The 16,658-nt window shown below is 61.9% G+C and carries 19 protein-coding genes; 10 read left to right on the forward strand and 9 right to left on the reverse strand.

The window, feature by feature from the left end; translation table 11 throughout:
• Positions 1 to 113: 113 nt before the first annotated feature.
• Together E8E75_RS20730 and E8E75_RS20735 are read left to right on the forward strand one after the other, a co-directional pair.
• A complete protein-coding gene (locus E8E75_RS20730) occupies positions 114 to 1,532 on the forward strand; it encodes a transglycosylase SLT domain-containing protein (protein WP_280359724.1) in 1,419 nt (472 codons plus the stop codon).
• Positions 1,533 to 1,633: 101 nt separating this feature from the next.
• Positions 1,634 to 2,068, forward strand: a complete 435-nt coding sequence (locus tag E8E75_RS20735) for a DoxX family protein (RefSeq protein ID WP_120651481.1) — start codon at positions 1,634 to 1,636, stop codon at positions 2,066 to 2,068.
• 53 nt (positions 2,069 to 2,121) lie between these two features.
• Here E8E75_RS20735 and E8E75_RS20740 read toward each other — a convergent pair whose 3' ends face one another.
• From E8E75_RS20740 to thpR, 3 genes are all read right to left on the reverse strand, one after another.
• On the reverse strand, positions 2,122 to 3,153 hold the full coding sequence (locus tag E8E75_RS20740; protein WP_120651480.1) for a lipase secretion chaperone: 1,032 nt from the start codon (positions 3,151 to 3,153) through the stop codon (positions 2,122 to 2,124).
• A 55-nt stretch (positions 3,154 to 3,208) separates the two neighbouring features.
• Positions 3,209 to 4,153, reverse strand: a complete 945-nt coding sequence (locus tag E8E75_RS20745) for a triacylglycerol lipase (RefSeq protein WP_153920271.1) — start codon at positions 4,151 to 4,153, stop codon at positions 3,209 to 3,211.
• Positions 4,154 to 4,363: 210 nt separating this feature from the next.
• Complete coding sequence (thpR, locus tag E8E75_RS20750) at positions 4,364 to 4,894, reverse strand: RNA 2',3'-cyclic phosphodiesterase (RefSeq protein WP_153920273.1); 531 nt, start codon at positions 4,892 to 4,894, stop codon at positions 4,364 to 4,366.
• Between the two features lie 196 nt (positions 4,895 to 5,090).
• Between thpR and E8E75_RS20755 the strand changes: the two genes are divergently transcribed.
• Positions 5,091 to 5,399 carry a class I SAM-dependent methyltransferase gene (locus tag E8E75_RS20755; protein ID WP_120651477.1) on the forward strand — a complete coding sequence of 103 codons (309 nt, stop codon included), beginning with the start codon at positions 5,091 to 5,093 and terminating at the stop codon, positions 5,397 to 5,399.
• A gap of 29 nt (positions 5,400 to 5,428) precedes the next feature.
• Here the strand turns inward: E8E75_RS20755 and greB are convergent, their stop codons facing one another.
• The 3 genes from greB to E8E75_RS20770 are packed head-to-tail and all read right to left on the reverse strand — an operon-like array spanning position 5,429 to position 9,148.
• A complete protein-coding gene (gene greB, locus E8E75_RS20760; protein WP_120651476.1) occupies positions 5,429 to 5,926 on the reverse strand; it encodes a transcription elongation factor GreB in 498 nt (165 codons plus the stop codon).
• Between the two features lie 34 nt (positions 5,927 to 5,960).
• Positions 5,961 to 8,465 carry an ABC transporter permease gene (locus tag E8E75_RS20765; RefSeq protein ID WP_153920274.1) on the reverse strand — a complete coding sequence of 835 codons (2,505 nt, stop codon included), beginning with the start codon at positions 8,463 to 8,465 and terminating at the stop codon, positions 5,961 to 5,963.
• Positions 8,465 to 9,148 (reverse strand): ABC transporter ATP-binding protein, encoded by a 684-nt coding sequence (locus E8E75_RS20770; protein WP_120651474.1) that lies wholly within the window; start codon positions 9,146 to 9,148, stop codon positions 8,465 to 8,467. Before E8E75_RS20770 ends, E8E75_RS20765 begins: the two co-directional genes overlap by 1 nt.
• A 10-nt stretch (positions 9,149 to 9,158) precedes the next feature.
• Between E8E75_RS20770 and E8E75_RS20775 the strand changes: the two genes are divergently transcribed.
• The 3 genes from E8E75_RS20775 (at position 9,159) to E8E75_RS20785 (ending at position 11,138) form a co-directional block, all read left to right on the forward strand.
• A complete protein-coding gene (locus E8E75_RS20775) occupies positions 9,159 to 9,764 on the forward strand; it encodes an arylesterase (RefSeq protein WP_120651473.1) in 606 nt (201 codons plus the stop codon).
• 56 nt (positions 9,765 to 9,820) lie between these two features.
• Positions 9,821 to 10,102, forward strand: coding sequence for a hypothetical protein (locus E8E75_RS20780; RefSeq protein WP_120651472.1), 282 nt, complete (start codon positions 9,821 to 9,823; stop codon positions 10,100 to 10,102).
• Positions 10,103 to 10,175: 73 nt separating this feature from the next.
• On the forward strand, positions 10,176 to 11,138 hold the full coding sequence (locus tag E8E75_RS20785) for a L,D-transpeptidase family protein (RefSeq protein WP_120651471.1): 963 nt from the start codon (positions 10,176 to 10,178) through the stop codon (positions 11,136 to 11,138).
• A 175-nt stretch (positions 11,139 to 11,313) separates the two neighbouring features.
• Here E8E75_RS20785 and oprI read toward each other — a convergent pair whose 3' ends face one another.
• Positions 11,314 to 11,565, reverse strand: coding sequence for an outer membrane lipoprotei OprI (gene oprI, locus E8E75_RS20790; RefSeq protein WP_003448337.1), 252 nt, complete (start codon positions 11,563 to 11,565; stop codon positions 11,314 to 11,316).
• Between the two features lie 453 nt (positions 11,566 to 12,018).
• Here oprI and E8E75_RS20795 point away from each other — a divergent pair, with 453 nt between their 5' ends.
• The gene (locus tag E8E75_RS20795; protein ID WP_120651470.1) at positions 12,019 to 13,293 is read left to right on the forward strand and encodes a hypothetical protein; all 1,275 of its coding nucleotides are present in this window, start codon (positions 12,019 to 12,021) and stop codon (positions 13,291 to 13,293) included.
• Between the two features lie 18 nt (positions 13,294 to 13,311).
• A complete protein-coding gene (locus tag E8E75_RS20800) occupies positions 13,312 to 13,596 on the forward strand; it encodes a GNAT family N-acetyltransferase (protein WP_120651469.1) in 285 nt (94 codons plus the stop codon).
• Between the two features lie 59 nt (positions 13,597 to 13,655).
• On the opposite strand, the gene E8E75_RS20805 is transcribed toward E8E75_RS20800, so the two are convergent.
• Both E8E75_RS20805 and E8E75_RS20810 read right to left on the reverse strand, forming a co-directional pair.
• On the reverse strand, positions 13,656 to 14,729 hold the full coding sequence (locus E8E75_RS20805) for a 3-deoxy-7-phosphoheptulonate synthase (RefSeq protein ID WP_120651468.1): 1,074 nt from the start codon (positions 14,727 to 14,729) through the stop codon (positions 13,656 to 13,658).
• A 168-nt stretch (positions 14,730 to 14,897) separates the two neighbouring features.
• A complete protein-coding gene (locus tag E8E75_RS20810; RefSeq protein ID WP_120651467.1) occupies positions 14,898 to 15,308 on the reverse strand; it encodes a PilZ domain-containing protein in 411 nt (136 codons plus the stop codon).
• Here E8E75_RS20810 and E8E75_RS20815 point away from each other — a divergent pair.
• Complete coding sequence (locus tag E8E75_RS20815) at positions 15,307 to 15,693, forward strand: thioredoxin (RefSeq protein ID WP_120651466.1); 387 nt, start codon at positions 15,307 to 15,309, stop codon at positions 15,691 to 15,693. The genes E8E75_RS20810 and E8E75_RS20815 overlap by 2 nt on opposite strands.
• The gene (locus E8E75_RS20820) at positions 15,694 to 16,647 is read left to right on the forward strand and encodes a putative 2-dehydropantoate 2-reductase (protein ID WP_120651465.1); all 954 of its coding nucleotides are present in this window, start codon (positions 15,694 to 15,696) and stop codon (positions 16,645 to 16,647) included.
• Positions 16,648 to 16,658 lie beyond the last annotated feature (11 nt).

Consider the following 16,658-nt stretch of genomic DNA (forward strand, 5'->3'; position numbering starts at 1 on the left):
GGCGCGTAGCTGTGACAATCTCCGCGCCCCTCGCTCGCCAGCCAAGGTTTCGCGGCGCAGCAACTCTACACGTTCGGGTGCGCGCTGACGTCCCGCCAGTCCCTGGAGAATTGATGACGCGACCGTTGCTGCTGCTCTGCCTGCTGGCGTTGCTGCCTTTCACGGCAAGCGCTCGCCTGGCTGGGCCGCCGGAAGTCTGGCAGCAGCCGGCCGAAGCCCGCGACTTGGCCCAGATCCGCCGTAGTGGCGTGCTCAAGGTGCTGGTGAACCAGAGCCGTAACAGCTCTGGCGAGGTCAAGGGCGAACCGGTCGGAGTCGAGTACCACCGTATCCGGGCCTTCGAGCAGTACCTCAATCGAAATGCCCGTGATGGGCGTGAAATCAAGCTGAAGATCATCCCAAAGGCCAAGGATCAGTTGCTGGCTGCGTTGCAGCGGGGCGAAGGTGATCTGGTGGCGCCAGGTGAACTGGTCAACCAGGGCATTGGCGCCAACATCAGCGCCAGTGCGCCACTGCGCAAGGATGTACCGCTGGTGTTGGTCAGCCGGCAAGGGCAGCGTCGTTACCAGCGCCTGGAGCAGTTGTCCGGTCGCAGCATCGCGTTACCGGTCGGCAGCGCCGCGGGCGAGGCGTTGCGCCCAGTGAACGAGAAGCTGGCGGCGCGCAAGCTTGCGCCCATCGTCATCGAATGGGTCGACTCGACCCTGGCGGTGGAAGATGTGCTGGAGATGGTCCAGGCCGGCATTTTCCCGCTGACGGCGGTGGAGCAGCCGATTGCCGAGCGCTGGGCCAAGGTGATGCCGAAGCTGCGCCTGGACAAACACCTGGTGCTCGACCGGCAGGGTGATATGACCTGGTTCGTTCGTCGTGATGCGCCGACGTTGCGGGCCGGCGTCGACCGTTTCCTCGATGGGTACCGCGCACCTGAAGACCAGGATGCGGCGTTCCAGCGCGTCTATCGTCGTCTCTACAAGGTCCACAACCCACTTGCCCGCACTGAGCGCCAGCGGCTCGAACGCGTGCGCCCGGTGCTGCAGCGCTACGCCGACCAGCATGATTTCGACTGGCTCAGCCTCGCGGCGCTCGCCTACAAGGAGTCCAGCCTGAATCCGGCCGCCAAGGGGGCAGGCGGAGCCGCCGGGCTGATGCAGATCACGCCGGGGGCAGCGAGCAGCGTTGGCGTAGGGAACATCCACAAGCTCGACAATAATGTGCAGGCCTCAGCCAGGTACCTGGCCAAGCTGCGCCGCAGTTTCTTCTCCAGCGCGCAGCTAGATGACCGCGAGCGAATGGCCTTCGTTCTCGCTGCCTACAACCTTGGCCCGCAACGGGTCCAGGGGATGCGCGCCGAAGCCCGGCGGCGGGGACTGAATCCCAACCAGTGGTTCTTCCAGGTGGAGCGCATTGCTGCCGAACAGGCCGGGATGGGCGTGGTGACCTACGTCAACAGCGTGAACAAGTACTACCTGGCCTTCGATCGCGAGCGTTATCTACTGGAGCCTTCGAAAGCGGCCGGTAAGACTCGAAGATAATCGAATTACTCGATGAAGTCGGTGAGAATTTTCCGGTTTTAATATCAAATAATTCTACTAAGCTTCTGTTCATCGACTCCCACAACACAAGGAACACCTCGATGAGTAACCCGATCAAATCCATCCTCGCCACCAACGCTGGCTATGGCATCACCCTGCTGCGGGTCATCACCGGCCTGACTTTCATGGCTCACGGCTCACAGAAGCTCTTTGGCATGTTTGGCGGTTACGGCCTGGCGGGTACCGGGCAGTGGATGGAAAGCATCGGCCTGACTCCCGGTTACCTCATGGCTCTGATGGCAGGTAGCGCAGAGTTCTTCGGCGGCCTCGCCCTGGTGATCGGCTTGCTGGTGCGTCCGGCCGCTGCGGCGCTGATCGTTGCGATGATCGTGGCGATCTTCAGCGTGCACTGGGCGAGCGGTTTCTTCATTACCAACGGCGGTTTCGAGTACGCCATGATTCTCGCCCTGATCAGCGCCACGTTGCTGGTCGAAGGCGCCGGCAAGATGTCTCTGGACCGCAACCTGGCCAACTGAGCCAGGTACCAGGTAGTTGAAAAAGGCCCGCTTGAGCGGGCCTTTTTTGCATCTCATGGCTGCTTCTTCCTGGCCGCAGCCAATTCCGCAGCGGCCTGAAGGCGCAGGCGCTCTTGCGGATTGAATCCTTCTTCCTCCAGGCGGTTGATCGCGGCCGTTTTGTCACTCTGGCTCAGCCCTTCACTGGCCTCGATACGCCCTTTCTCCTTCAGGTAGGCCTGTAACCGTTGCTGCCATTGCAGGCGCTGTTGGTCCAGGTTTTCCAGCCGTGCCGTCGCTTCGGCGCCCACCAGTTGCTGGCGGAGCTGGCGAACTTGCTCAGGGCTGCCGCCTGCCGCCTGGAGCGCCCCGACCTGGGCCCGAAGTTCGGCCTGCAGTTGGCTCGCGGCCAATGTTTGCATCTCTTCCGGCAAGGCTGCGCGTAGTTGGTCGATGGCTGCAGCTTTGGCGGCTGGTTCCATTCCTGTGTCTCGCTGGATGGCCAGGCGCTGCAGCGTGAAGGCGTTATAGGTCTCCTCGGTAGCGAAGAAGGCCTGATGGACATCGACGCTGAAGATGCGAGCGCGCAGAGCCTGTACTGCCGCTTCGCGATGACGCAGTGCGGTGATGTCGGCGAGTAGCGGCAGGTCGCGCTCCAGTTGCACGAGTTGGCGTTTGTAATCCAGGTATTGGTCGAGCAATGCCAAGGCCTGACCTCGCGCTGGTGCTTCCAGTTGCCCGGTAATGTGGCTTCTGACGCGCTGAATGCTGCTGACCAGCGACTCTTCACCCTGGGTGCTGAGGAAGTAATCGAAGATGCGTCGGATGTCCTCGGTAATCAGCAGGTTGCCAGCCGCGTCGAGGTGAAAGCGCCCGTCCACCTCCGTCCCCGCCAGTGATCCGAGCTGGGGTGTGGTGCTGATCGCTCCGGCCAGAGGGCTTGGCAGCGCCTGCGAAGTGGTTACGGGGGAACTGGCTGGAGCTGCACTCATTGCATGCGCTGGTAAGACGCTAGGTGAAGCAGGTGCCGGTTTGCCGCCCCATTGCAACAGGATGGCCAGGGCGCCGGCGAAGGCGATGGGGAACAGTAGCAGGAGTTTTTTCACGGGGTCGCTCGGCAGTCTGGAGAGGTGCGGGGCCCGCAGGCCCCGCGAAGCGGGCTCAGAGCCCGTCGTTCTTCAGCCGGTTGGCCTGTTGACGATAGACGGTGGTCGGGTCGGTTTCGAACAGGCTGGTCAGCCCCAGGGTCTGATTGACTTCGTCCAGGTGGTTCATCCGGTAGTCGTCGCGAATGACTTTGCCCAGGTGTGAGCTGCAGCGACCTACCAGGCCGTCGTTGGCTTGGCCATTGAATGTGAGCGAACTGGCGCCAAGCAGGGTGTCACTGACATCCAGCACGTTGGTCAGTGGGCTGGTACCGCTCCAGGAGTAGTAGCGCACACCGTTGACCTGGTAGGCACCCTCGCCGCATGCGGTGGTCGGTAGGCCCTGCGGGAAGCGTGCGTTGAACGCAGCTGCGCCCTGGCTGTTGAGGGATTCCAGGGCACCAAGGGCGTTCTGCTGGAGGTCACTGTCGCTGCCGGAGAGGAAGTTAATCAGAGTGCCCAGGCCATTGACGATGCCCGCCAGCATTACTTCACCCGCGGAACCCGGAGGCACCTGGCGGATGAAGTCGGCAGTGGCGGAACCCTTGTGGGGCGCACCGACACTGGTAGCCGAAGCGACCAGTTCTGGGCGCACCGCTGCCACGTAGCGAATGGTCGGGCCGCCATGGCTATGGCCGATCAGGTTGACCTTGGGGCTGCCGCTGATGGCGACGATTTCTTCCACCTGTTCCAACAGTTCTTCGCCGCGCGCTTCGGTGGTGTTCAGCTGGCTGACTTCCGTGACATAGACGCGAGCGCCATCACGGCGCAAGGCAGAGGGAATGCCGTACCAGTAGTCGACGCCAAGGATGCTGTCGAAACCGAGCATGCCGTGGGTCAGTACGATCGGGTAACGGGTCTGGGTATAGCCGCTGGAACCGAACCAGAGGGCCTGTGCTTGCTCGGAGGCAGCGAGTCCGGTGGCAATACAAAAGGCGAGCAGGGTCTTGTTGTTCTTCATGTGCGCTCTCGATGTTGTGCGTGGGAGGGCCTGACTGCATTCCCTGGCGTGGCCACGCCCCTCCTGGGCGTGCACTTCAGGCAGGGCGGAGCGCAGGAACCATGCCATTCGCTACAAAATTCTGGCAGATGCTCTGGGTTAGGCTTTTCGCGGATGTTTACATCCGTTCACCCTAAGATGCCGACCAGTTTCCTGTTACTCAGCGAAACGTCAGGCTGGGGTCGAAGGCCGCAACGGCCATTGCCCGAGTGAGCGATAGCGGGTGCCTTTGGCTGTGTTTTCCGAGGCGAAGAGGGAAAACTCGGTGGCTGGCCAATCGAAGGTTGGGGTGCTTGCCGCTGGAAGACGCGGGCAATGGCGAGCCAGCGTCAGATGGGGCTTGAAGGGGCGGGTCTCAAGACTGAATCCAGCGCCCAGCAAATGCTCGCGCAGGTTGCGCTCCAGTTCGGTCAGTGCAGGCGGTATCCGACTGGGTGCCATATACAGCAGACCGTTTTTCCACCGCGCCAGGCGATCCAGGTGCAGGGTGAACGCCCTCGGTTCCAGGCTGGCCGCCAGGGCTTCCAGGGCTTCCACCTGTCCACGGGGTTGCGAGCCGAGGAAGGCGAGGGTGAGGTGAAGGTTGCCGGGTGCAACGGGTTTGCCGTCAACGGGGTTCCGGGCGCGCCAGTCGGCGATTTCGTGGGCCAACTGCGGGCAGCAGGGAAGGGCGAAGAACAGGCGCAGGGGCGGGGTGCTCATGGGCGTCTCGCGGGGCGTTGTGGTCGCCTTGACAGTATTGCGCGGGCTTCTCTAGGATGTCGCCCCATGCGCCGATTTAGTCAGCTACTTGCGGGGCGCAGAAGTCTTCAGAGGCTTCCAAATACCGCTAAAACGCTGGTTCGGTGTCGCCTCTCACCGCTGCCCAGCGGGACCTTACGAGGCGGAGACATGCACCATGACCTGTCCCCAACCCCTTCTCCGGCTAGCCCCGATCACCACCGGGCTGGTTTTGCGCAATCCGCGAATCCTGCTTGGCGGCTCGCACCAGCCAACGCTCCTTCGCTATCTCGAAGGCTGGCCCAAGCGCTGGGACCGACCGCGCAACTTCCTGATCCAGTTCGCTCGCGAAGGCGAGTCATTGGCTCGCTTTGCCAGCGACAGCTTCGACATGGCCGTGATCCAGGCGCCTTCGGCGAAGGAGCTGCCGGAAGTGCTCAGCCAGTTGGTGCGCGTGGCGCGGCAAGGCCTGATCACGCTGCGCTGACTGGTGTCAGGCCGACTCGTTTTGCAGAGCTACGGATAATCGATTTCAACCACGTACCAGGTCTTTTCCCCTGTTGGGGTGCTGACGCGGACTTCGGCGTCCAGCGGCTTTCCCACCAGAGCACGGGCCAGGGGAGAGTCGATGCTGATCAGGTTCTGCTTCAGATCGAATTCGTCCGGTCCGACTATGCGGTAGCGGGACTGCTCGCCATCGTCGTCTTCCAGGGTGACCCAGGCACCGAAGTAGACCTTGTCGGGGTCGGTCGGACGTTCGCGCACCACCTTGAGGTTTTCCAATCGCTTGGTGAGGAAGCGAACGCGACTGTCGATCTCCCGCAGCATCTTCTTGCCGTAGGTGTACTCGGCGTTCTCGGAACGGTCGCCCTGGGCGGCCGCTTCGCTCACGGCTTGCGTGACCTTGGGCCGGCGTACGTGCCAAAGCTCGTGAAGCTCGGCACGCAGGCGGGCCTCACCTTCCGGGGTGATCAAGGGTGTTCCGGCGGTGCGGGGAGGGCGGTAACGGCTCATGACGGTCCTGCGGGGTTTCGGAAATCGAAGCCTATCAAGCTTCGCGCAGGACCGTCAGTGGGCTGGCGTTGAGCGCGCGACGCGTCCCCATTACGCCTGCCGAGCCAACAAGTAGGGCGCCCAGCAATGGCAGCAGGAGCAGCCAGGGGTGGGGTTGCCATTGCAGGTCGAAAGCAAAGCGATAGAGCAAGGCGCTGACCAGTTCGCAACCGAGTGCAGCGAGCAGGCCGCTGCAGGCGCCGAGCAGGGCGAATTCCGCGCGTCGTGCTTTCAGCAGCAACTGGCGCTCGGCGCCCAGGGCGCGGAGCAGGGCGCCCTGGCGGATGCGCTCGTCCAGGGTCGATTGCAGCCCGGCGAATAGCACGGCAAGGCCGGCTGCGAGTACGAAGAGCAATACGAACTCTACTGCCAGGGTGACCTGGGCGAGGATGCTCCGCAGTTGCGCGAGTATGGCTTCCACCTGCAGCAGGGTCACCGCCGGGAACGCGCGGGACAACTCCACCAGGTCGCGGTCATGCCGCGGCGGCAAATAGAAGCTGGTGAGGTAGGTGACCGGGAGATCTGAGAGGGTGTCCGGCGCGAAGATCATGTAGAAGTTCGGCTGGAAGCTGTCCCAATCCACTTCGCGCAGGCTGGTCACCTCGGCGTCGCGCTGCAGGCCGCCGACGCTGAAGCTGAGCTTGTCACCCAATTTCAGGCCAAGGCTTTCGGCAAGCTTGGATTCAACCGAAACCCCCGGCAGTGCGGATTTTTCCAGGTCGCCCCACCAGTGTCCGGCTACCAGGCGATTGTCGCCCGGCAGCTCGGCAGACCATGTCAGGCTGAGGTCTCGCTGCACGGCGCGTTCGCCTTGGGAGTCCTTACTCACCAACTGGCGTACCGCTTCTCCGTTGATGGCTGTGAGTCGGCCGGGCACCACCGGGTAAAGCGGCGAAGGGTGCGGCGACAGGCTGGCGAGGCGACTGGCAAAGGCGTCCTTCTCGGCGGGCAGCACATTTAGGGCGAAATGGTTGGGCGCGTTCACGGGTAGCTGGTTCTGCCAGGTGTCCAGCAGTTCCCCCCGGAGCAGCGCGATCAGTGCCATGGCCAGGAGAATCAGGCCGAAGGCCAGTGATTGGCCGGCCGCGGCCAGCGGGTAGCGCAGGAGTTGGCCGAGACCGAGGCGCCAGGGCAGGGTTGCGTTGGCCAGGGCCTTGCGCAGCCCCTTCAGTCCAGCCAGCAGCAGACCGCCCAGCAGCAGGGCCGCAATCAGGCCGCCACCGAGCAGGGCGATCGTCAATTTCAGGTCCAGGCTCAGGCGCCACATGATCAGACCAAGGGCCAGCAATGCTGCTCCATATATAAGCCAGGCACTCGGGGGGAGTGGCAGCAGGTCGCGGCGCAGGACGCGCAAAGGTGGCACACGGCCCAGTGCAGCCAGCGGCGGCAGGGCGAAGCCGGCCAGGGCGAGTAGGCCCGTGGCGATCCCGGCGAGCGCTGGTACCAGTCCGCCGGACGGAATCACAGCCGGCAGGAGTCCAGCGAGCAATTCGAACAGCGCAACTTGTGCCAACCAACCGAGCAGGGCGCCCAGTGCGCTGGCAACGAGCCCGAGCAGCGCCAGTTGCAGGCCGAATAAAAGGAGGGCTTCGCGGCGGGACAGGCCAAGGCAACGTAGCAGGGCGCTGGCGTCGTAACGACGTGCGGCGAATCGGGCGGCGGACAGCGCCACCGCGACGCCGGCGAGCAGCACGGCGGCAAGGCTGGCCAGGTTCAGATAGCGTTCGGCGCGACCGAGCGCCCCTCCGATCTGGCGATTGCCTTGTCTGGCATCCTCTAGGCGTTGGTTCGCTTCCAGGTCGGGCTCGATCTCCGCCCGGTACTGTGCCAGCGCTTCATTTGGACCGCTCCACAGTTCCCGGTAGCGCACCCGGCTGCCGGGTTGAACGATGCCGGTGGCCCCAAGGTCGTCCAGGCTGATAAGTACCCGTGGGGTGAGGCTGTAGAAATCGCCTGCACGGTCGGGTTCGTAGGTGAGTACGCGCGTCAGGCGCAGGGTCTTCTGCCCGACATCGATGCTGTCGCCGGGCTTGAGGTCCAGCGTTGCGAAGAGCCTTGCTTCGGCCCAGGCCTCGCCCGATTTCGGGCCGCTGCCAGTGATTTCCTCCCCGTAAGGCTGCGCGGCGCTCTTCAATTCACCGCGCAGCGGATAGGCTGCGTCGGCGGCCTTGACGCTGGAAAGCTGGATGCCGTTGTCGGTGGCGATAACGCTGGAGAACTCCACTGCGCTGGCGTGTTTCAGACCGAGCCGCATGCCTCTTTCGACCTGCTCGGCGCTGGCTGGTGATGAGCCGCTGAGCAGGAGGTCGGCACCGAGAAACTCCGTGGCACGCAAGAGCATGGCGCCATTAAGGCGGGCGCTGAAGTAGCCGATGGCACTGCTGGCGGCAACGGCCACCAGCAAGGAGAAGAACAACACCCGCAGTTCGCCGCTGTGGGCGTCGCGCCACAGCTGGCGGGCAGCCATCGCCATAAGGCGGGCGAGTGGCAGACGCCGCATCAGGGTTCCACCTGTTCGACCAGGCGCCCACCTTCGAGGCGGATCAGGCGACGGCAGCGATGGGCCAGGCGTTCGTCGTGAGTTACCAGTACCAGGGTTGTGCCACGCTCTTGGTTGAGCTGGAAAAGCAGGTCGCTGATGCGCTCGCCGGTGTGACTATCTAGGTTGCCAGTGGGCTCGTCGGCGAACAGCACATCGGGTTCGGCGGCAAAGGCGCGAGCAATGGCGACTCGTTGCTGTTCGCCGCCGGAAAGCTGGCGTGGGTAATGGTTGAGACGTTGGCCCAGGCCGACCCGTTCGAGCAGGTGGCGGGCGCGGGTGCGCGCATCCCGATGGCCTTCCAGCTCCAGTGGCAGCATGACGTTTTCCAGGGCGTTGAGGTTGTCCAGCAACTGGAACGACTGGAAGACGAAACCAACATGCTCAGCTCGAACCCGCGCCCGCTGGTCTTCGTCGAGGCTCGACAGGGCGCATCCAGCCAAGTGCACTTCGCCGGAGCTGGGCAGGTCGAGTCCGGCGAGCAGGCCGAGGAGGGTGGATTTGCCGGAGCCGGAGCTGCCGACTATGGCCAGGCTGTCACCCTTGCGGAGGTCGAGCGAGAGGTCGTGAAGGATGATCAGCTCGCCTTCCGCGCTGGGAACCACTTTGCTAAGGTTCCGCGCATCGAGAATGCTTGCGCTCATGGAGAATCCAATGCGTGCCTGGTTGTTGGGCGGCTGCCTGTCACTGTTGCTGTTGGCGCAGGAGGCCATGGCGGGGACCTTGCTGGTCGTCGGCGATAGTATCAGCGCCGCTTTCGGGCTGGAATCCAGCCAAGGCTGGGTCGCTCTGCTGGAAAAGCGCCTCGCCGAGAAGGGTTACGAACAGCGTGTGGTGAATGCTTCGATCAGTGGCGACACCAGTGCTGGCGGGCTGTCCAGGCTTCCGGCACTACTGGCCGAACATAAGCCGGAACTGGTGATCATCGAGCTTGGTGGCAACGATGGGCTACGTGGCCAGCCACCTGCGCAATTGCAACAGAATCTTGCTGCCATGATCGACAGCGCCAAGGCGCAGGGCGCGTCCGTGCTGCTGCTCGGCATGCGCCTTCCGCCCAACTACGGTGCGCGCTATACGAATGCGTTCGCCAAGGTCTATAGCAGCCTGGCGACGGAGAAGCAGGTACCGCTGGTGCCCTTCTTCCTCGATGGGGTTGGGGGCGTGCCGGAGATGATGCAGGCCGATGGCCTTCATCCTCGCGCGCAGGCCCAGCCAAGGTTGCTGGATAACCTCTGGCCAACCCTGGAACCCATGCTCTGACGCTTTTCCCGCGGCTCGCTTTCGGCTAATGTTGCGCACCCTCCCTGGAGTCCTCCATGCCGCGCCCCGCCTGGTCCCTGTTTGGCTACAAAGTGATTGAGCCCGACGAGCAGCTCGACCTGTTTGCTTGCCGCGAGGTTCGCCTGCACCTGGTAGCGCGACAGCTTGAACTGGACGGTTTTGCTGATAGGACTCTCTGTGGCGGTTTGCTGCCGGCGCAACCGCGTTGGAGTAGTCTGGAACAAGAGTTGCTGCGCGATCGGCGGCTGTGCTCCAACTGCCGTTCTACTCTCGAGGCTCACCGAAAGGGGCAGCACTCGGTCTGGTCGGAGGCCTGAGGGCTCCCGGCGCGCCTCGCGTCGGTGTAGAATTCCGAGTCTTTTAATCAGTCAATTTGCCAAGGATTCCCGGATGTTGCCGCGCTTTACAGCCGTCGCCCGCTCCCTGTCAGTAGCGTCCCTGCTGGTGGCGGGCCCTGTCGCAGCCCTTGAGCTGCCCCTGCCGCCGCCCGGCGAAGATATCGTCGGCCAGGTCCAGGTGATCAAGGCCAAGTACGAAGACACGTTCGCCGATATCGGCGTTGCCAATGACTTGGGTTATCTGGAGATGGTCGCCGCCAACCCTGGTGTCGATCCCTGGCTGCCCGGTGCTGGCACCGAGGTCATCCTGCCGACTCGCTACATCCTGCCGGCGGGACCGCGCGAAGGTATCGTGATCAACCTTGCCGAGTATCGGATGTACTACTTCCCGAAAGGGCAGAATGTGGTGCATACCTTCCCGCTGGGTATTGGTCGTGAAGGCTGGGGTTCGCCCATTGCGCACACCACCATCACCGCCAAGACCTCCAATCCGGCCTGGTATCCGCCGAAGTCGATTCGCGAAGAGCACGCAGCCGATGGCGATCCGCTTCCAACCGTGGTGCCGCCAGGTCCGGACAACCCCCTGGGTCCGTTCAAGTTCAATCTGGGCGTGCCGGGCTACCTGATCCACGGCTCGAACAAGAAGTTCGGCATTGGCATGCGCGTCAGCCATGGTTGCTTCCGCATGCTGAACAACAACGTCCTGGCGCTGGCCTCCATGGCGCCGGTGGGCACTCCGGTGCGCATCATCAACGAGCCCTACAAGTTCGGTGTCAGCGGCGGCAAGATCTACCTGGAAGCCCATGCTCCTCTGGATGATCATGGCGATCCGTCGGTGGTGGACAAGCACACTGCTGTGATCAACGCGCTACTGAAACGCGAGGATCTGGTCAATACCATCCGCCTGGATTGGGATGTCGTGCGCGAAGTGGTTGCGGCCGAAGACGGCCTGCCGGTGGAAATTGCAGAACCCAACTCGGCGGTTGCGGCGAGTACGCCTAATACCGAGCTCTAAGCTACCGGTTGTTTGAAGAAGGCCCGCTGAGCGAATCGCCAGCGGGCTTTTCTTTTGCCCGTGAATTGGCGATGCATCGGCTATTGGAAGTAAGCCGGAAAGAGAAGGGGTACAAAGTGCGGGCAATAAAAAAGCCGACCCAGCGAACTGGATCGGCTCTATAGCCCGAAAGCTATTACTTGCGGCTGGCTTTTTCCAGCATACGCAGGGCGCGCTCGTTAGCCTCGTCAGCGGTCTGCTGGGCTTTCTGAGCGGCGGCCAGAGCTTCGTCAGCCTTGCGGTAGGCTTCGTCAGCACGGGCTTGAGCGCGAGCAGCTGCGTCTTCAGTCGCAGTCAGACGAGCTTCGGTTTCTTTGGATACGCTGCTGCAACCGGTGGCCAGAACTGCGGCCAGAGCCAGAGCAGAGAATTTCAGAACGTTGTTCATCGTGTTCCCCTTAAGGTGGACATTTCCATAAAGCAATTCCCCGAGCTTGGGAAATTAGCCGGCGTACATACTACCCATAACTTGTAGTAAGTAAACTGACCTTGTGCAAGGCAGGCACATTTTTTTCAGCTTGCCGGCTAGTTCACGAGCAACTAACGAGGTCGCTGATCAAAAAACAGTCAGGCTGATTGTTCTTTGATCAGTCGAAATTCCAAGTGTAGGCCTTGGTCAGCGCTGTGGGCAGCTTCCCTCCCATAATCTGACAAGCGTTACCTTGGGCTGGGTCGAGGGCGTGCTCATGCTCGAATTCTGCATTGGAAATGGAACTTTTTCAGAGGACCGTGAATTATCACCTTCTATACAAAGAGCGGTCGTAGTAGTGGCCGTGGGCCGCTGATAAGCTTGCACGGCTTCCGATATCCGTAGCGAAGCGCAGACTTCAAGGACGTCACTATGTCGAAGATTCTCAAGTGGGGAGTGCTCTCGGTTCTGGCCGTGGGGTTGATCATCAAGTTGTCACTCTGGTGGTCGGTCAGATCGATCATGGATGACGCAATCAGCAAGTTGTCGCCGGTGATGGATATCACCTATGGGGGCATTACTTCTTCCTTCGATGGCCGGGTTGGCCTCGAAAACCTTCAACTTCGCGTTCCGGCTATGGGCGACAGCCTGAACGTGCAGCAGGCCGAACTGAAGTTCAAGAGCTTGCGCGAACTCCTCAGCTTCAAGGAGCGCCTTGCCGAGGGCAAGTTCCCCGAACAGATGGCGCTCAGCCTGAAGGGCATTGCACTGGAAGTGCACGGGCCGTTCATGCAGCAGCTGTACAACACTCCGGCTGAGCGCAGTGTATTCACTGCAATGAGCGAGGTTGCGTGCGGCACAGTGCGCAACATTGGCACAGACGAACTGCTGGAGATGGGGTATCGCACCCTGGAAACCGATGCCGAGTTCTCCTATCTGTTCCAGCCGGGTGCGCAGAAACTCAACCTGAACCTGACTTCCGATACCCGGGACATGGGCGAAGTGCGTCTCAGCCTGTCGTTGTCTAACATGTCGGAGGAGCCGGGCGACCTGCGGGTCAATCCGCCGCAACTTTCCAGCCTGATCCTCGAGTTGAATGACAACCAGTACCAGCGCAAGGTCCAGGAATTCTGCGCAAGTAAGCTCGGTCAGTCACCTGATGCGTATCTGAAGACCGCGGTCCAGCAGTTCGACACCGTACTGCGGAGCCAGAAGGTCGCCCTGGGGCAATCGATGCTGGATGCTTACGGTCGTTACCTGAAGGACCCGCAGTCGCTTCGTGTCGAACTTACGCCGAGCGAGGGCATGGCGTGGGATGGCCTGCAGTTCTTTGAGGCCAAGGATGTAGTGGCGATGCTGCGTCCGGCAGTGTTGGTGAACCAGGAATTGGTGCGGCCGGTCGAATTCACTTGGGTCGACCCGACGGCAGCGCGTAATGAGCCTGTCGCAATGGAGAAGATCAACGCGGAGCGGGAAAACGATGGCGATGGACGTGCCGCGCAGCAGTATGAGTTCGTCAATGTTGCCGACCTGCCGGGATATGCCGGCAAGCGGTTGCAGTTCATCACCTTCGATGGCGCCTATTACCAGGGTGTATTACACAAGGTGGAGAACGGGAAGGCGTACCTCAGCGTACAGTTCGGTTCTGGCACGGCAGAGATGTTCCTTCGGCTGGAAAAGATCGATAAGGTACGCGTAAGGTTTTAGATCCTCAGAGGAGTAGTGATGAGCGAGGCATTGTCCATCCACCATGACCAGGCAGGTCATCAGTTCGAGACCACCGTGGACGGTCATCGTGCATACCTGGCCTATATGGACCTGGGTAAACAGACGTTGGACATTTATCGCACTTTCGTGCCGAACGTCCTGCGCGGTCGCGGGATTGCCGCGGCATTGACTGAATCCGCCCTGGAATATGCCGAGGACCACGGCTACACCGTGATCCCATCCTGCTCCTACGTCGAACGTTATATCGAGCGACGCCAGCGTCAGTCCCAGCGCAACGGCTGAGTCGAAGCGCAATGAAAAACGCCGGGCAATTGCCCGGCGTTTTCGTTTACAGCTACCAATCAGCGCTGGCGCTTGGGCAGCACATCCTTGAGCTTGGCGTGCATGCTGCGAAGGGCTTTCTCGGTGGTTTCCCAGTCGATGCAGGCGTCGGTAATGGAAACGCCGTACTTCAGCTGGTCGAGGTCTTTCGGGATCGACTGGCTGCCCCAGCCCAGGTGGCTTTCCACCATCAGGCCGACGATGGAGTTGTTGCCTTCCAGGATCTGGTTGGCAACGTTGTCCATGACCAGAGGCTGCAGGGCCGGGTCCTTGTTGGAGTTGGCGTGGCTGCAGTCGACCATGATGTTGGGGCGAATTCGGGCCTTGGTCAGTTCCTGTTCGCAGATGGCGACGCTGACCGAGTCGTAGTTCGGCTTGCCGTTGCCGCCGCGCAGAACTACGTGGCCATAGGCGTTGCCCTTGGTGGTGACGATGGAGACGCCACCTTCCTGGTTAATGCCGAGGAAACGGTGCGGGCTGGAAACCGATTGCAGAGCGTTGATCGCTACGGTCAGGCTTCCGTCGGTGCCATTCTTGAATCCGACCGCAGACGAAAGGCCGGAAGCCATTTCGCGGTGCGTCTGGGATTCAGTGGTACGGGCGCCGATAGCCGACCAGCTGATCAGGTCCTGCAGGTACTGCGGGGAGATCGGGTCCAGGGCCTCGGTGGCGGTGGGCAGGCCTTTTTCGGCCAGGTCTCGCAGCAGTTGGCGGCCGATATGCAGGCCGTCCTGGATCTTGAAGGAGTCGTCGAGGTAGGGGTCGTTGATCAGACCTTTCCAGCCGACGGTGGTGCGCGGCTTCTCGAAGTACACGCGCATTACCAGGAAGAGGGTATCGGACACTTCGGCGGCCAGGACCTTGAGGCGGTCGGCATACTCGTGAGCGGCCTTGATGTCGTGGATGGAGCAGGGGCCCACGACCACGAACAGGCGATGGTCCTTGCCATCGAGGATATTGCGGACCACCTGGCGGCCGTTGGCGACGGTATCCAGGGCTCCATCGGTCAGGGGAATTTCGCGCTTCAACTGCTCCGGCGTGATCAGGGTCTCGTTGGAGGCAACGTTAAGGTCGTCGATCTGTAAATCAGCCATCGTGCTTTTCATCGTTCAGGGTCGTCAGGTCACGGGTGCCGGCCGCCAGCGATCCCCGTTTGGCGGAGAGCACAGCAGTAAAAACGCGGCGGGGACGGGAACCTTAACGCTTTCCACGTAACCTCGACAATGGCGAATGCATGCGCCGAACGTGGAATTGGCACGAATTCAGACGGGGGCGAAGTCGGCTGCGTGCAGGGCGATCCATTCCTGCGCCACCGCTTCTGGTGCCAGGGCATGGCCAACCGTTTCCTCGCGCTGCCTGCGGTACTGTTCTATCAGGCAGATCTGCTCGACCATCCGTGCGCGGAACATGTTCTCTTCATCGGTGAACGCGATGCCGATCATGTAGTCATCGACCTGCTTGCGGCACCAGACAACGGTTCCGGAAAAGCGTGCCTGGTCGCCCAGCAACGGGATGCACAGTTCGATAGAGGTGCCGCGCCGGAACGCCCGTACGGAGTTGCATGCCACCCCACCCAGGCTGATATCGTGCAGCCGCTGCAGGGGCATGTGCCTGCCCTTGCGTGGAACCAGCTCCACGGGCATTTCCGTGGGGTGACGCAGGAATTGACGCATGACCGCGAACTCCAGAAGCCTCGAACCCGGCATCGCACCAGAAACTATAGTGCCCGAGGTGGAATTGACCGACTTCGATGCCGATCACTCTCTGCTCGATCTCCCCGGCATTTCACTGGTCATTTTCACCAGTGTCGGCTGCGCCAGTTGTCGCTGGGCTCGCGAGCATCTGCCGGGAACCGGGCTGCCGGTGGACCGATTGTGCTGGATCGATGCCGGCAATAATGGTGGGCTGGTCGAGCGCTATGAGGTATTCCACCTGCCTGCGTTGTTCGTGGTTCGAAATGGCAACTTCCATGGCGCGCTGCACTCCAGCCTGCGGCGCGACGATCTGACAAAAGCCCTGGAGCGGGTATTGGCCCGGCCGGCAGAGGAGCTTCCTTAAATGAGTACAAGCAAACCGCGTATCGGCATTATCGGTACCGGCGCCATCGGCGGCTTTTATGGTGTGATGCTGGCCCGTGCCGGCTTTGATGTGCACTTCCTGCTGCGCAGCGAATACGACGCCGTCGTCGCACGTGGTCTGCAACTGAACAGCGCGGTGCATGGCGCTCAGGCGCTGTTCCCTGCCCAGGCTTACCGTGATGCGGCTGAAATGCCCGCCTGCGACTGGTTGCTGGTAGGCGCCAAGACCACCAGCAATGCCGCGCTGTCGCCGATCATCGCCCAGGTTGCCGCGCCGGGCGCGAAGGTGGTGCTGCTGCAGAACGGCCTGGCGGTGGAGGACGAACTGCGTCGTCTGCTGCCAAGCTCGCTGCATTTGCTTGGCGGCCTCTGCTACATCTGCGTCCACCGCTCGGCACCAGGGGTGATCGAGCACCAGTCTCTGGGGGCGGTGAACCTCGGCTATCACTCTGGCCCGGCGGTCGACGAAGCGGAGCGCCAGGCGCTGACGGAGGAGGGCTCCGGCCTGTTCAAGGCTGCCGGAATCGACTCGGCGGCAGTCGCCAACCTGGACCAGGCGCGTTGGCAAAAGCTGGTCTGGAACGTGCCCTACAACGGTTTGTCGGTACTGCTGGATGCTGGCACCACGGCGCTCATGAGCAACACCGATACACGTGAACTGATCCAGGCGATCATGCAGGAAGTGGTGGATGCGGCTACTGCCATCGGGCATCGCATCCCGGACAACTTCGCCGCCAAGCTGCTGGCTTCAACCGATCGCATGCCCGACTACTTGCCCAGCATGTACCACGACTTCGTGCAGAAACGCCCGCTTGAACTCGGCGCCATATATGAAGCTCCTCTTGCTGCGGCTGCTGCAGTCGGGTTCGAGATGCCGCGTATCCGTGCGCTCTATCAGGCGCTACGCTTCATCGATGCACGCAATCAGGGTTGAGAGGACGGACC

The sequence above is a fragment of the Pseudomonas sp. BN606 genome (assembly GCF_029873115.1).
GTDB lineage: Bacteria > Pseudomonadota > Gammaproteobacteria > Pseudomonadales > Pseudomonadaceae > Metapseudomonas.

Bases quoted from the DNA above. Each gene is read 5' to 3' on its own strand.
- E8E75_RS20730 (WP_280359724.1), top strand. From the start codon at position 114: ATGACGCGACCGTTGCTGCTGCTCTGCCTGCTGGCGTTGCTGCCTTTC.
- E8E75_RS20735 (WP_120651481.1), top strand. From the start codon at position 1,634: ATGAGTAACCCGATCAAATCCATCCTCGCCACCAACGCTGGCTATGGC.
- E8E75_RS20745 (WP_153920271.1), bottom strand. From the start codon at position 4,153: ATGAAGAACAACAAGACCCTGCTCGCCTTTTGTATTGCCACCGGACTC.
- thpR (WP_153920273.1), bottom strand. From the start codon at position 4,894: ATGAGCACCCCGCCCCTGCGCCTGTTCTTCGCCCTTCCCTGCTGCCCG.
- E8E75_RS20755 (WP_120651477.1), top strand. From the start codon at position 5,091: ATGACCTGTCCCCAACCCCTTCTCCGGCTAGCCCCGATCACCACCGGG.
- greB (WP_120651476.1), bottom strand. From the start codon at position 5,926: ATGAGCCGTTACCGCCCTCCCCGCACCGCCGGAACACCCTTGATCACC.
- E8E75_RS20765 (WP_153920274.1), bottom strand. From the start codon at position 8,465: ATGCGGCGTCTGCCACTCGCCCGCCTTATGGCGATGGCTGCCCGCCAG.
- E8E75_RS20770 (WP_120651474.1), bottom strand. From the start codon at position 9,148: ATGAGCGCAAGCATTCTCGATGCGCGGAACCTTAGCAAAGTGGTTCCC.
- E8E75_RS20775 (WP_120651473.1), top strand. From the start codon at position 9,159: ATGCGTGCCTGGTTGTTGGGCGGCTGCCTGTCACTGTTGCTGTTGGCG.
- E8E75_RS20780 (WP_120651472.1), top strand. From the start codon at position 9,821: ATGCCGCGCCCCGCCTGGTCCCTGTTTGGCTACAAAGTGATTGAGCCC.
- E8E75_RS20785 (WP_120651471.1), top strand. From the start codon at position 10,176: ATGTTGCCGCGCTTTACAGCCGTCGCCCGCTCCCTGTCAGTAGCGTCC.
- oprI (WP_003448337.1), bottom strand. From the start codon at position 11,565: ATGAACAACGTTCTGAAATTCTCTGCTCTGGCTCTGGCCGCAGTTCTG.
- E8E75_RS20795 (WP_120651470.1), top strand. From the start codon at position 12,019: ATGTCGAAGATTCTCAAGTGGGGAGTGCTCTCGGTTCTGGCCGTGGGG.
- E8E75_RS20800 (WP_120651469.1), top strand. From the start codon at position 13,312: ATGAGCGAGGCATTGTCCATCCACCATGACCAGGCAGGTCATCAGTTC.
- E8E75_RS20805 (WP_120651468.1), bottom strand. From the start codon at position 14,729: ATGGCTGATTTACAGATCGACGACCTTAACGTTGCCTCCAACGAGACC.
- E8E75_RS20815 (WP_120651466.1), top strand. From the start codon at position 15,307: ATGACCGCGAACTCCAGAAGCCTCGAACCCGGCATCGCACCAGAAACT.
- E8E75_RS20810 (WP_120651467.1), bottom strand. From the start codon at position 15,308: ATGCGTCAATTCCTGCGTCACCCCACGGAAATGCCCGTGGAGCTGGTT.
- E8E75_RS20820 (WP_120651465.1), top strand. From the start codon at position 15,694: ATGAGTACAAGCAAACCGCGTATCGGCATTATCGGTACCGGCGCCATC.